Source organism: Salinibacterium sp. NK8237 (assembly GCF_015864955.1).
In the GTDB taxonomy this organism is placed as follows: Bacteria; Actinomycetota; Actinomycetes; order Actinomycetales; family Microbacteriaceae; genus Rhodoglobus.
Genome location: NZ_JADYWE010000001.1, coordinates 247,897 through 260,710, shown reverse-complemented (window position 1 = coordinate 260,710; position 12,814 = coordinate 247,897). Strand labels below are relative to the sequence as shown.

Genomic DNA, 12,814 nt, shown 5'->3' with positions numbered 1-12,814 from the left:
TTCACAGCAGAAATAGAAAATGCGCAACGTTCTGAAGAACATTGCGCATCATCAGTGCAGCGCGAGGAGCGCTACTGCGGGAACGACCGTACGGGCCATTCGAGGTTCGCAACGAAACTCTGATCGCCCTTAGACGAGCGAATGTAGTCCTGAAAGCTCGCCGATTGCTCGGCATACCAGCGCTGTTGCATCGAATGCAGTTCGCCAAAGGGAATGCTGAGCTGCTCCGTGTACTTCAGAAGCAGCGCTTGCGCCACACGGGCAGCAGCAATCGCATCCGCGCCGGCGTCGTGAGCATCGTCTAAAGCAACACCGTAGAGCGCCGAGGTGGCCTCGAGGGTGCGCTTACCCCGACGGTAACGGTCAACGCCTTTGTCGATAACGAGCGGATCGATGACGATGTACGGCTCCGCGAGCCCATTGACCGAGTGCCGGCGGCACTCACGGTCGAGCAAAGAGAGGTCGTAAGGAGCGTTGTAGACAACGAGAGGGATACCACGGGCACACGTGTCTTTGAGCGTGTTGACAATTTCTGCCACGACGACGGCTGCGTCTCGCCCCTCGGCCCGGGCACGCTCGGTCGTAATACCGTGAATCGCTGCCGCGCCATCCGGAATCTCAATTCCCGGGTCTGCAAGCCAATCCCACCGAGAGGTCACTGCTCCCGACTCATCAACGAGGGCGATACACGCGGAGACGATGCGGCTGGTTTCGACGTCGACGCCGGTGGTTTCAAGATCGAAGGTGGCTAACGTGCCGGAGTTGCTCATGAACTCAGCGTAGAGCGAGACACTGACACCGCGAACTCGGCTCGCGGAGTTCCCGCTTCGAACTCGGCATCTGCCGGTTTGCAGCTGAGGATGTCCGCAACGGCTGGCGCACTGCATAAGATTGTTGGAATGAGACCCGCATCGCCGTATGGAGCACTGCTCGACGCCAATCCGGCGAAGCACTCTGTTGTCGACGTACTCGGCTCAGCAACCCACTACTGGCAATACGGGCCAGACGACGCCGAGACCGTCCTGATTCTCGTGCACGGCTTTCGGGGCGACCACCACGGCCTCGAGGCGGTCTGTGCCCAGATTCGCGGCATCCGCATCATCAGTCCCGACATCCCTGGTTTCGGCGCATCCGAGCCGCTCAGTGGTCGGGCACACGACATCGAGGGATATGCGTTCTGGCTTCAGAGCTTCGTCGAGAGTCTCGACCTCGACGGCCGGGCGATTATTCTCGGCCATTCTTTTGGGTCGATCGTGGCCTCTGCCGCACTCGCCCGTGGCCTTGTCACGCCCCGCCTTATCCTCGTCAACCCGATCGCTGCGCCGGCACTCTCGGGGCCCAATGGCGTGCTCAGCAAGATCACGCTCTGGTTTTATCAGATCGCGCGCGCTCTGCCGCACGCAATCGGTGCACCGATGCTCGGCAACTGGCTCGTCGTGCGCGTCATGAGTCTCGCCATGGTGAAGACTCACGAGCCAGAACTTCGTCGCTGGGTTCACCAACAGCACCATGCGCACTTCAGCAGCTATGCCAATCGCGACAGCCTGCTTGAAGCGTTCGAAGCATCAATCGGGTCAGATGTCAGCATGTTTGCCGCTGACATCACTATCCCTACCCTGTTGATCGGGGCCAGCAATGACCCCATCAGTCCAGTTCCTGCTCAGGAGCGACTGCATACTCTCTTCGCCAACTCACAGCTCGAAATTTTCGACAACGTTGGCCATCTCATCCACTATGAACGGCCGCGTGAAGCTGCCGAACTGATCGTCGGGTTCCTGAATGCAGGAACAGTTGCGGAGCCACCCTCATGAAGATTGTTTTTGACTGCCGATACACACGCCTTGGCCGCCACGATGGCATCAGCCGTTACGGTTCACGCCTCGTTGAGGAACTCAGCACACTGCACCCGGTGACAATGCTGATTTCTGACAAGCGCCAACTCGAGCTCCTTCCCGACTTGCCTTGGGAGCTGGCGTCGTCACCAACAAGCATTCTCGAGCCTTTCGTGGCGCTGCAGGTCAACAAACTGTCTCCGGATGTCGTTTTCACTCCTATGCAAACGATGGGTCCGTTTGGCCGCAAGTACGCGCTCGTCACGACAGTGCACGATCTCATCTACTACAAGCACCCCACTCCGCCTCACAACCTGCCTTGGGCAGTTCGAGTGCTGTGGCGTGCCTACCATCTCACTTGGGGGTTCCAGCGGGCTCTGCTCAACACGGCCGATGCTCACGTAACCGACTCGAACTCCACCCGCGATCAGATGCTCGAGCACAACCTCACGCGCAAACCGATATCCGTTGTCACACTTGGCACCGATAGGCCAGCCAACCACGTGCTTCGCGCGGCGCCTACGACGCGCGAACTCGTCTACATGGGTTCCTATATGCCCTACAAGAATGTGGGTTTGATCGCCCGCGCGCTCCACGATCTGCCGGGCTACACTCTGCATCTCATGAGCCGCGTCGACGCCACCACGAAGACTGAATTGACCGCACTCGCCCCAGAGTCAAGCTTGATCTTTCACAACGGGGCATCCGATGAGGTCTACTCAGACACGCTTTCGCGTGCAACAGCCTTGGTCTCAGCATCCCGCGATGAAGGATTTGGGCTTCCGCAAATTGAAGCAATGGTTCTCGGGACGCCCGTGCTGCTGAGCGACACCGATATTTTCCGCGAGATTTCAGGCCCTGCTGGTGGGTTTTTTAACCCGGATAAGCCTTCCGAATTGGTCCGCGAGGTCACAGCACTCGAGGATCCCGCAACCTGGCAAATGCGGTCAACGGCCGCTCGTGCTCGGTCGGCGGAATTCACGTGGGAGAAGGGTGCCGCGACGCTCTACCAAGTGCTTCAGGATGCCGTTGCGGCCCGCGAAGCGAAGAAGAATCGCTAGCGGCGACCTACGCGCCGCTCTCGCGTCGGGCTAACGCGTTTTGCTCTTCGAAGTCGTCGCCACCATAGCGTTCTGATTCTTCTTCGATGGGGTCATCGAAATCGATGAGTGTCAGGGTGCCTTCATCGTGGCGGAAGCTATGCACAGAGCCATTGGCAATTCGTCCGTGGGGGTGACCGGGCGCGACCGAAGCCAGCACCGTGGCGATTACCCCTCCGTGAGCCACCACGATGATCGACTCACCGTGATGCTGTTCGGCAAGGTGCACGAGGGCGGGAACAACACGCTTCGCGACTGCTTCGCGCGGTTCACGGCCAGGAACGTCAACGTCAGCCGGATACAGCGCATCAATTTCGTCATCTGTGCAGCCTTCGGCGACACCATAGTTGCGCTCAACGATCGCTGCTACTGGCTCGGGGGCAGCAAGCCTGACAATGCTGGCAATGATTTCTGCGGTTTCCATCGCCCTGGAAAGTGGGCTAGCGAAAATTCCGTCCCACTGACGGCGGGCAAGAAGTTCTCCTGTGGTTCGTGCCTGGGCACGGCCGGTCTCGTTGAGGGGAATGTCAGTGCTTCCCTGAATGCGGCGTTCAAGATTCCAGTCAGTCTCTCCATGGCGCACAAGATAAATGAACACAACGCTCCGTTCACAACACAATGACCAGCACAGAACACTCGGGCGATCTGCGCTGCTAGGCAGCTAGGCGCTCGACAAGTTCGCTAAGAACTGCGGAAGCGCCCCCATCGATCTTAACGTCGGCGCGCTTATCCGCTTTGGTCGTTCCACGGTTGATGATCACGAGCGGGATATGTTTGCGCATCGCTCGCTCAACAAGGCGGATGCCGGAATTCACGACTAGAGACGAACCAGCGACGATCATGGCATCCGACTGATCCACGAGCGAGGCGCCAAGCTGAAACTTTCGGGTCGGCACGAACTCGCCAAAGAACACGACATCCGGCTTCAGCACGCCGCCGCAGACTGTGCACTCAGGAATCACGAAGTCGTCGACGTTGTGCACTTCAGCATCACCGTCGGGGTTGAGGGTGTGAGAATCGGATTCTTCGAGCCACGGGTTCAGTTCAGAAATACGAGCGGCGAGGGGAGTGCGTGCGAAGTATTGGCCGCACCGCAGGCATCGCGCGCGATCGATACTGCCGTGCACGTCAACCACGCGCTTCGAGCCGGCCCGCAAGTGCAAGCCGTCGACATTCTGAGTCACGATGCCGTTGCTGAGCCCGCGGCGTTCGAACTCCGCGAGAGCGTCGTGACCGTCGTTGGGAGTCGACGCGGCAAAACGTTTCCAGCCGAGATGACTGCCTGCCCAATAGCGCTGGCGAAACTCGGGCGAGCTTTGAAACTGTTGAAAGGTCATCGGATTGCGCACCGCGGCACCTTCACCGCGATAATCGGGTATGCCTGAATCGGTGCTAATCCCGGCGCCGGTGAGTACGCTAATGAGCTTGCCCTGAAGTAGCTCGGCAGCACGATCAATGTCGTTGCTGATCGGGAGTGTGTTCACTCTCCAAGCGTAAGCACTTCGGGCTCATCCACTGCCATTTCAGATTCACCTGATGGCGAAACCGCACAGTTGGGAACACACCGTGAACGTCATCCGGGTCACCGATCTCTCCGATCCTCGCCTCAGCGACTTCGCCAATCTCACGGATGTTGCTCTGCGCCGTCGCACAGAGCCAGCCGGCGGTCTCTACATTGCCGAGTCATCCAAAGTGATTGCTCGGGCGCTTCGAGCCGGCCATCAGCCGCGCGCTGTGCTCGTGCTCGAGCAGTGGCTCGATGACGTGGCGGAATTGCTCGGGGATTCTCCGGTTCCGATCTACGTGGGGGAGTCAGCGCTACTCGAACAACTCACCGGTTTCAATCTTCATCGGGGGGCTTTGGCATCGATGCATCGCCCGATCTTGCCGAGCGTTGCCGAGCTGGTGGCGGATGCACGCCGCATCGTGATCCTGGAAGACATCGTTGATCACACCAACGTCGGCGCCATTTTTCGCTCGGCTGCGGCGCTCGGAGCGGATGCCGTTCTCATTACGCCACGGTGTGCCGACCCGCTCTACCGTCGCAGTGTGCGCGTCAGTATGGGAACGGTGCTTCAGGTGCCGTGGACCCGTATCCCGGACTGGCCTGCTGGCGCCGCCGAGCTGAAAGCCGCTGGCTTCCATCTGGCCGCTCTCGCTCTCAACGACGACTCGGTTGATCTTGATAGTTTCGCAGCAGAGGCTCCAGAACGGGTCGCGCTGATTTTGGGCACAGAGGGTGACGGTCTATCTCGCAGCACTATCGACGCCGCGGATACTGTTGTCAAGATTCCGATGATGCATGGCGTCGATTCGCTCAACGTAGCGGCCGCGAGTGCGGTCGGAATGTACATGCTCCGAGCACACTAACCGTCGTCATAGAATCGCCTGTTAGCGTTATCCGGTGCCGCTGACCCCACCCCAAATCTTTCGTCGCCGTCGTATTGCCGTGTTCTCTGCAGCGGGCGTCGTGCTCGCGACAGCGTTCTACTTGCCGCTCACTCTTCTCGCGCCGCTCGACGAGACCTCAGCGAATGTGCTTCCGGTTGACCTTCCCGTCGCTGCCGAGGCAGAGTTCAGTTTTCCCAGTTATGGAGCCTCCGCAATCGGAGCCCTCGACCGCGCTGGCGTGCTCGCTCAAGCGGGTAGCAGTGATCCTTTGCCTATCGCATCGATCACGAAAATCATTACGACGCTCGTGGTTCTCGACGCCAAACCGCTTGACGTGGATGAAGCAGGACCCACGATTACCTTCGGACAAACCGACGTCGACTTCTACAACACTCAGGTCGCACAGTATGGGTCAGTGTCGCCGGTATACGACGGTCTCCAACTGTCCCAGCGCGATGCTATGACGGTTGTGCTGCTTCCTTCCGCAAACAACTATGCGCAATCGCTAGCGAACTGGGCTTTTGGCTCTGAAGACGCTTTTGTTGCAGCCGCTGCGGTGTGGCTTGAAGAAAATGGGCTCGAGAATACGACGCTCACTGAGCCTTCCGGAATTCAGGATACGAATCGAAGCACAGCTGCTGATCTCACTGAACTTGCCCGGCTGGCAATAGGAAACCCAGTAATCGCAGACATCGTATCCACCTCGTCCGCAGAGATTCCAAGCATCGGAACAGTGAGCAACAGCAACGCACTCCTCGGCATCGATGGCGTCGATGGAATCAAGACGGGGACCCTCGTCGTCGGCTGGTCCTGCCTTCTATTCTCCGCTGATGTGACCGTCGGCGAAGAAGTAGTCACCCTCGTCGGTGTCGTTCTTGGAGGCCCAGACCACCCCACGATTGACGCCGCAATTCAGGAGCTCATTGCGGATGCAACCGCTGGATACTCCGAGGTAGAACTAGCGACCGCCGGAGAAGAGTTCGCCGACTATGACACGCCGTGGGGGGATGAGTCGGCCGCGATCGCCTCGACTACGTCGACAGCGGTTGTGTGGGGCGAGGACGAGATTTCGATGACAGTCGAAGCAGTGCCTGTGCGACTCGCGGAGTCCGGGGAAAACGCTGGAACACTCCATGTGCAAATCGGCGCCAAGACGTTAGATATTCCGCTGGTTTTCAGCGAAGAAATTGACGATCCTGGAGCATGGTGGAGACTCACAAATCCACAAAGTTTGTTTTAGTTATGGAATAAACACGGCACTCACAGGGGGCCGCGATAAGGTGGAGTGCATCTGGAGCACTTGCTCGATTGACAAATGGCTGGGAAGTCATTCAAAACATCTGAGGTCACGTGAGTAGTTCTCTCTCAGCCGATCCCACACGAATCATCAAGACGGGCCCCCGCGGAGTCGGAAGCCCAATGAGCGATTTCGCCGCTTTGCTGCGCACCGTTCGTGAAGCAGGTTTGTTGCGTCGCAACAGACGCTTCTACATCATCACGTTTGCCGTGATAACCGTCGCTATGGCCGCCGCTTGGGTTGGCTTCGCGATGCTTGCCGGCACGTGGTACATCTTGTTGATCGCCGCAGCGATGGGCATCATCTTTACGCAATACGCGTTTCTTACGCATGAACTGGCTCACCGCCAGGTTTTTCAGTCCAGCAAGCTCAATGACACGTTGGGGCGGCTCATGTCCGACCTCGTCGTCGGAATTAGCTACGCCTGGTGGATGAACAAGCACTCGCGTCACCACGCGAACCCCAACACGGTCGATAAAGACCCTGATATCGAGACTGACTTCATCATTTTCCAGAAGGAAAAGACCGTCGGGCTCAAGGGCATGACTAAGTTCATGGCGAAGCGTCAGGGCTACCTGTTCTTCCCCGCGCTTCTGCTCGAGGGTTTCAACCTCCACTCCCACGCCTTCCAGGAGGTCTTCAACTTCAAGAAGAAGGTTGACAAGCGCTGGCTAGAGATCACCCTCCTCCTCGTGCGCAACATCGGTTACCTCACCATCGTGTTCAGCGTGCTCCCACTGGGAATGGCTTTCGCCTTCCTAGGAGTACAGATGGGAATTTTCGGTCTCTATATGGGTGCATCCTTCGCTCCCAATCACAAGGGAATGCCGATCTTGCCTAAGGGCTCCAAAGTTGACTTCCTGCGTCGTCAAGTGCTGACAAGCCGCAACATTCGCAGTGGCGTGTTCATGAACCACTTCATGGGCGGCCTGAACTTCCAGATCGAGCACCACCTTTTCCCCACTATGCCGCGGCCGCACTTGCCTCTCGCCGCAGAAATGGTGAAGGAGTACTGCAAGACGAAAGACATCAAGTACACCGAGGTCGGACTCGTCACGTCGTACGGCATCGTTATTCGCCACCTGAACGAAGTCGGCCTCAGCGCCGATGGAGATCCTTTTGACTGCCCCGCGGCCGGTCGCACCGGATACACCGGGTAGCTAGCGGAGAAACATAAGAGAAGAGGGCCCCTGTCGCATTGGCAGGGGCCCTCTTCTCGTCTCCAGCCGCTCACTGGCGGTGCGCTGACTACGTGGGTGCTGTGGCGCGCGTTGATGCCCTCACGGGCGTCCTAGAGTCCGTGAGGGGCACTTACGTTTAGAAGCCCGGTCGTTTCGCTGTGACGTTGTCGCCCGACGATTGGTGACGGATTCGACGCAATACCCATGGCACAAGGTGTTCACGCGCCCAGCCGATGTCTTCGACGCGCGCTTCGCGCCAGAGACGCGGAGGAAGCGGCTCAGGCCGGAAAGGCTCAAGTTCGTTGGCAACATTGAGCGAGTCGAGCACCATGCGAGCGACCGTGTGATGGCCAACGGGGGAGAAATGGAGGCGATCGGGTGACCACATGCGCGGGTCAGCGAGTTCGCGCAACGCCCACATGTCGGCGACAACGGCATCGTGGCGCTGGGCTACAGCGCGAATGTTTTCGTTGTAAATGGCAACTTTGCCGCGCATCCGATTGAGGACGGGCGTCATTCCGATATCAGGGCCGGTAAAAAGCACGACTGTCGCGCCGTCCCGGCGAAGCTGCTCAACGAGAACATCTACGCGCTGAGCGACCTCATCGGCATCGGAGCCTGGGCGGATGATGTCGTTGCCGCCAGCAGAGACGGTGATGAGGTCAGGCTTAAGCTCCATTGCCGGTTCAAGCTGTTCATCAGCAACCTGATTAAGTAATCGACCACGAATTGCCAAGTTGGCATACGCAAAGTCTGGTTTGTGGCCGCCGAGCACTTCCGCAACGCGGTCAGCCCACCCGCGGTTACCGCCGGGGGAGTTGGGTTCAGGGTCACCAATGCCCTCTGTGAAGGAATCGCCGATTGCGACATATCTGCTCCACGGGTGTTGTTCTTGCATACGTCTAGCCTGTCTCAAAATTGATCTGTGCGCTACCCGGGTGATTCCTGTGAAGAACCTGAGTTGCTTTGACCCCCGCATGGGGCACGTGGTTATCTCTTCTCTGTTGGTTTTCACACCGAAGACCACTTAACCATCGTTTGGAGAACACACAATGGGAATCATCGGCTGGATCGTACTCGGACTTATCGCCGGAGCTATTGCGAAAGCAATTCTGCCGGGACGTCAGGGCGGCGGTTGGCTCGCAACACTTCTTCTCGGTGTTGTTGGAGCACTCGTCGGAGGATTCGTGGGAGGCGCCATCTTTGGCATTGGCCTCGAAGAGTTCTTCTCCATCGAAACGTGGCTCGTCGCCATCGGCGGCTCAGTGCTCGTGCTCTTCCTCTATGGACTGATCACACGCGGCTCACGTCGTTAAACACTCTTAGGCAAAAGGGGCGGTGCACTTCGGTGCACCGCCCCTTTTCTGTGCGCTCAGCGGTTCTTCGCCGCACTGCGCAGTATTCCGCATCCATCGTCAGAGGCACCTGCGACAATGGCGCTATGGGTAAGCAAGATGGTCGCACGCGACATGTGACCGCACCGGGAGTCGACGACAGCACGGCGACGATCCTGCACGTTGACATGGATGCCTTCTTCGCCTCCGTCGAACTCCTCGATCACCCTGAGCTCATCGGTAAACCCGTCATTGTCGGGCACAACTCCGTTCGCTCGGTGGTCACCGCAGCTACTTACGAGGCCCGCAAGTATGGCGTGAACTCAGCGATGCCCATGGCCCTCGCCCTGCGCCGGTGCCCCAACGCCATCGTGCTAGAGCCACATTTCGAGCGTTATCAGCACTTTTCTTCCATCGTTTTCGACATCTGCGATCAACTCACCCCCAAGGTAGAACGACTCGGCATCGACGAAGCGTTTCTGGATGTTGCAGGAGCGCGGGCCATCTACGGGTCCCCCCTCGAGGTGGCAGCACTGCTGCGTCGTCGAGTCTTTGCCGAAACAGGGCTTGTCTGTTCGGTCGGCGCCGCAGCCTCAAAGTACGTCGCGAAGGTCGCGTCGGGCCTCTCTAAGCCCGATGGACTGCTCGTCATCCCGGCCGACAAGACAATCGAATTTCTGCATCCGCTACCTATCACAGCCCTGTGGGGCGTCGGCGGCAAGACTGCCGAGTCGCTGCAGCAACGCGGATTCAGCACCATTGCCGATATTGCTCACGCAGATCGAGAAACTCTCACGCGCGCGGTCGGCGAAGCTGGCGCGGTAAAGCTGCACAACCTCTCCTGGGGAAACGATCCCCGCAGCGTCGTCGAACGGGCCGCCGAGAAGAGTATCGGCCACGAGACCACCTTTGAATACAACGTGTTGGATGCCAACGAGATCCGCCGCGAACTGCTCCGGCTCTCCGGAAAGGTCGCTGCACGCTTGCGTGGCGCCGGCATGGAAGCGAGCACCGTGGTGCTGAAACTCCGGTTCGAAGACTTCAGCACCATTACTCGCTCGCGCAAGCTGCCCGACCCCACCGACCTCGGCCGCACCATCTACGAGACCGTCAGAGATGTCTATGCCGACTTTGCTCGCGAAGGTCGGCCGGTGCGTCTCGTGGGCGTGCGCGGCGAGCAACTCGTCGAACCGGGCGGCGGGCAGCTGAGTTTGTGGGACACCACCGACGGCTGGCGCGACGCCGAAGAAGCTATGGAGGCGGCATCCGCTCGCTTCGGGACTGGCGCGATAGGACCAGCGCGCCTCTTGGGATCCCAGCGATCGGAACGGCCCCGCCTCGGACAACGTGACTAGTCGTTCGCAAAATTTTTTGCCCGCACGGCCAAAACACAGCAGTCACGAACTCAGTTGTCAGTAGAGAACGGTAAAGTCTTATCAAGTGAGCACTCCATTGCCTGGCCCCACCGTGGGCACCTTCGCGGCGGAACATCTCTCACCGTCGTACCCTGAGCGCGCTGCCCGAGGCACCGCATCTAAGCTGCGGGCGTGGCAGGCAGAAGCCCTCGATCTTTACTTCGAGAAAGAACCCCGCGACTTTCTGGCCGCTGCAACACCTGGCGCCGGAAAAACCACCTTCGCTCTCCGTCTCGCTGTTGAGCTTTTCGCTCGCCGGGAGATCGATCGCGTCACGGTCGTCGCGCCAACTGATCACCTCAAACGCCAGTGGGCGGATGCCGCCAACCGTGTCGGAATCCGGCTCAATCCATCGTTCTCCAACGGCGATGCCTGGGGCGGTCGACGTTTCCACGGTGTTGCTGTGACCTATGCGCAAGTCGCCATGAAGGCCTCGTTTCATCAAGAGATCACCGACTCTGCCCGCACGCTCGTGATTCTTGACGAAGTGCACCACGGCGGTGACGCTCTCAGCTGGGGCGACGCCATTCACACCGCCTTCGGTCGTGCCACTCGGCGGCTCTCACTCACGGGTACACCGTTCCGCAGCGATACCGCGCCCATTCCCTTCGTGACCTATGCGCCCAACCATGAGGGCATCCGCACTTCGGTCACCGACTACAGCTATGGCTATGGTCGTGCGCTCGAAGACGGTGTTGTTCGACCCGTTATTTTCATGGCCTATGCCGGCAAGATGCGCTGGCGCACCCGCATGGGCGATGAGATGGAAGCCCGCCTCGGCGAAGGAGACACCAAAGACGTCACCGCGCAGGCGTGGCGCACCGCTCTTGACCCCAAAGGCGAATGGATGCCGGCAGTGCTGCGGGCAGCGGATCGTCGCCTCAGCGAGGTGCGGCATTCGGTTCCTGATGCCGGAGGACTCGTCATCGCGACCGACCAACTCGCGGCCCGCGCCTACGCCAAGCTCATTAAGGACATCACGGGGGAGTCCGCCACGATTGTGCTCTCCGACGAAAAAGAGTCGTCATCGCGGATCGAAAAGTTTGCTGAAAGCGATAGCCGGTGGATGGTGGCCGTGCGCATGGTGTCTGAGGGCGTTGACGTTCCTCGCCTTGCCGTCGGCGTGTACGCAACGTCGGCATCCACTCCGTTGTATTTCGCCCAAGCTGTCGGTCGTTTCGTGCGTACTCGTCGCCGCGGCGAAACGGCATCGATCTTTTTGCCGAGCGTTCCCAACCTCATGAACCTCGCCGGCAAGCTCGAGAAGGAGCGGGACCACGCGCTCGATCGCAAAGAATCGCCTGATGATCTGCTCGATGACAGCCTCCTCGATGCGGAGAACCGTGAAGAGAAGACGAGCGATGAACTTGCAGATGAGTTCACGTGGGAAGCCATTGAGTCTGAAGCGAACTTCGATCGGGTGCTGTTCGATGGCGCCGAGTTTGGTTTCGCTGCCGAACCGGGCAGCGACGAAGAGCTCGACTTCATTGGGCTTCCCGGCATTCTAGAGCCCGAGCAAGTACGAGAATTGTTGCTGCAGCGCCAAAAACGCCAGTCAAAGCGCGCAGAGAGTCGCCCCAAGGAAGAACAGCCGCCGCCGCTGTATCGCACGCTCAAAGAGCAGCGGACCCTGCTCAACAACCTCGTGGGCCGTAGAGCGAAGCTTTCAAACGAACCGCACGGATTGATCCACGCGGAGCTGCGTCGCGTCTGTGGCGGCCCTGCGGTCGCTCAGGCTACGGTGACGCAATTGCAGACCCGCATCGATTACTTGCGCAAGGGCATGCACTAGTCGCTCACAACTGGGCCGTACCCAACAGCCGGGCCGTACCCAACAGCTGGGCCGTACGCGCTTCGCGATTCACCGTGCGAAACACACAGCCTGCCGGGTTCTGCACGCACGCATGCCTTCAAGCGTGCATCCATGCATCCGTTTTTAACAAGAAAACGCCCCCGGTATAGGACCGGGGGCGTTCTCATTACTGAACTATCAAGATCAGAGGGGGCGGATGTTCTCCGCCTGGGGACCCTTGGGTCCCTGTGTGATGTCAAACTCAACCTTTTGGTTCTCGTCGAGCGACTTGTAGCCATTTGTTGCGATGGCCGAGTAGTGGGCGAACACATCAGGACTTCCGTCCTCGGGGGCAATGAAGCCAAAGCCCTTTTCTGCGTTGAACCACTTGACGGTACCTAGTGCCATTTAAAACTCCTCCAGGAGCGTTCCTCAGGCCCCGACAGTCGAGGCCGCATTCATGCCTTTGTCT

Annotated in this window: 13 protein-coding genes; 8 read left to right on the top strand and 5 right to left on the bottom strand. The window is 59.1% G+C overall.

Annotated elements, in window-relative coordinates; translation table 11 throughout:
- Positions 1–71: 71 nt before the first annotated feature.
- On the bottom strand, positions 72–770 hold the full coding sequence (locus tag I6E56_RS01325) for an exonuclease domain-containing protein (RefSeq protein ID WP_197135531.1): 699 nt from the start codon (positions 768–770) through the stop codon (positions 72–74).
- Positions 771–899: 129 nt separating this feature from the next.
- Here I6E56_RS01325 and I6E56_RS01320 point away from each other — a divergent pair, with 129 nt between their 5' ends.
- Positions 900–1,811, top strand: coding sequence for an alpha/beta fold hydrolase (locus I6E56_RS01320; protein ID WP_197135530.1), 912 nt, complete (start codon positions 900–902; stop codon positions 1,809–1,811).
- Positions 1,808–2,893 (top strand): glycosyltransferase family 1 protein, encoded by a 1,086-nt coding sequence (locus I6E56_RS01315; RefSeq protein ID WP_197135529.1) that lies wholly within the window; start codon positions 1,808–1,810, stop codon positions 2,891–2,893. The genes I6E56_RS01320 and I6E56_RS01315 overlap by 4 nt, the downstream gene beginning before the upstream one ends.
- A gap of 7 nt (positions 2,894–2,900) precedes the next feature.
- Here the strand turns inward: I6E56_RS01315 and I6E56_RS01310 are convergent, their stop codons facing one another.
- A complete protein-coding gene (locus I6E56_RS01310) occupies positions 2,901–3,530 on the bottom strand; it encodes a histidine phosphatase family protein (RefSeq protein ID WP_197135528.1) in 630 nt (209 codons plus the stop codon).
- A 55-nt stretch (positions 3,531–3,585) separates the two neighbouring features.
- On the bottom strand, positions 3,586–4,416 hold the full coding sequence (locus I6E56_RS01305) for a Sir2 family NAD-dependent protein deacetylase (RefSeq protein ID WP_197135527.1): 831 nt from the start codon (positions 4,414–4,416) through the stop codon (positions 3,586–3,588).
- A 52-nt stretch (positions 4,417–4,468) separates the two neighbouring features.
- Between I6E56_RS01305 and I6E56_RS01300 the strand changes: the two genes are divergently transcribed.
- From I6E56_RS01300 to I6E56_RS01290, 3 genes are all read left to right on the top strand, one after another.
- Positions 4,469–5,302 carry an RNA methyltransferase gene (locus tag I6E56_RS01300; RefSeq protein WP_231606205.1) on the top strand — a complete coding sequence of 278 codons (834 nt, stop codon included), beginning with the start codon at positions 4,469–4,471 and terminating at the stop codon, positions 5,300–5,302.
- Between the two features lie 34 nt (positions 5,303–5,336).
- Positions 5,337–6,563, top strand: a complete 1,227-nt coding sequence (locus I6E56_RS01295; protein WP_307842714.1) for a D-alanyl-D-alanine carboxypeptidase — start codon at positions 5,337–5,339, stop codon at positions 6,561–6,563.
- 110 nt (positions 6,564–6,673) lie between these two features.
- Complete coding sequence (locus tag I6E56_RS01290; protein ID WP_197135526.1) at positions 6,674–7,780, top strand: acyl-CoA desaturase; 1,107 nt, start codon at positions 6,674–6,676, stop codon at positions 7,778–7,780.
- Between the two features lie 157 nt (positions 7,781–7,937).
- Here I6E56_RS01290 and I6E56_RS01285 read toward each other — a convergent pair whose 3' ends face one another.
- On the bottom strand, positions 7,938–8,699 hold the full coding sequence (locus I6E56_RS01285; protein WP_197135525.1) for an SGNH/GDSL hydrolase family protein: 762 nt from the start codon (positions 8,697–8,699) through the stop codon (positions 7,938–7,940).
- A 154-nt stretch (positions 8,700–8,853) separates the two neighbouring features.
- On the opposite strand from I6E56_RS01285, the gene I6E56_RS01280 reads away from it, so the two are divergent.
- The 3 genes from I6E56_RS01280 (at position 8,854) to I6E56_RS01270 (ending at position 12,342) form a co-directional block, all read left to right on the top strand.
- Positions 8,854–9,117 (top strand): GlsB/YeaQ/YmgE family stress response membrane protein, encoded by a 264-nt coding sequence (locus I6E56_RS01280; protein ID WP_197105618.1) that lies wholly within the window; start codon positions 8,854–8,856, stop codon positions 9,115–9,117.
- A gap of 125 nt (positions 9,118–9,242) precedes the next feature.
- Positions 9,243–10,490 carry a DNA polymerase IV gene (gene dinB, locus I6E56_RS01275; RefSeq protein WP_197135524.1) on the top strand — a complete coding sequence of 416 codons (1,248 nt, stop codon included), beginning with the start codon at positions 9,243–9,245 and terminating at the stop codon, positions 10,488–10,490.
- An 85-nt stretch (positions 10,491–10,575) separates the two neighbouring features.
- A complete protein-coding gene (locus I6E56_RS01270) occupies positions 10,576–12,342 on the top strand; it encodes a DEAD/DEAH box helicase (protein WP_197135523.1) in 1,767 nt (588 codons plus the stop codon).
- A gap of 204 nt (positions 12,343–12,546) precedes the next feature.
- Here I6E56_RS01270 and I6E56_RS01265 read toward each other — a convergent pair whose 3' ends face one another.
- Positions 12,547–12,750 carry a cold-shock protein gene (locus I6E56_RS01265; RefSeq protein WP_100389010.1) on the bottom strand — a complete coding sequence of 68 codons (204 nt, stop codon included), beginning with the start codon at positions 12,748–12,750 and terminating at the stop codon, positions 12,547–12,549.
- Between the last annotated feature and the right edge of the window lie 64 nt (positions 12,751–12,814).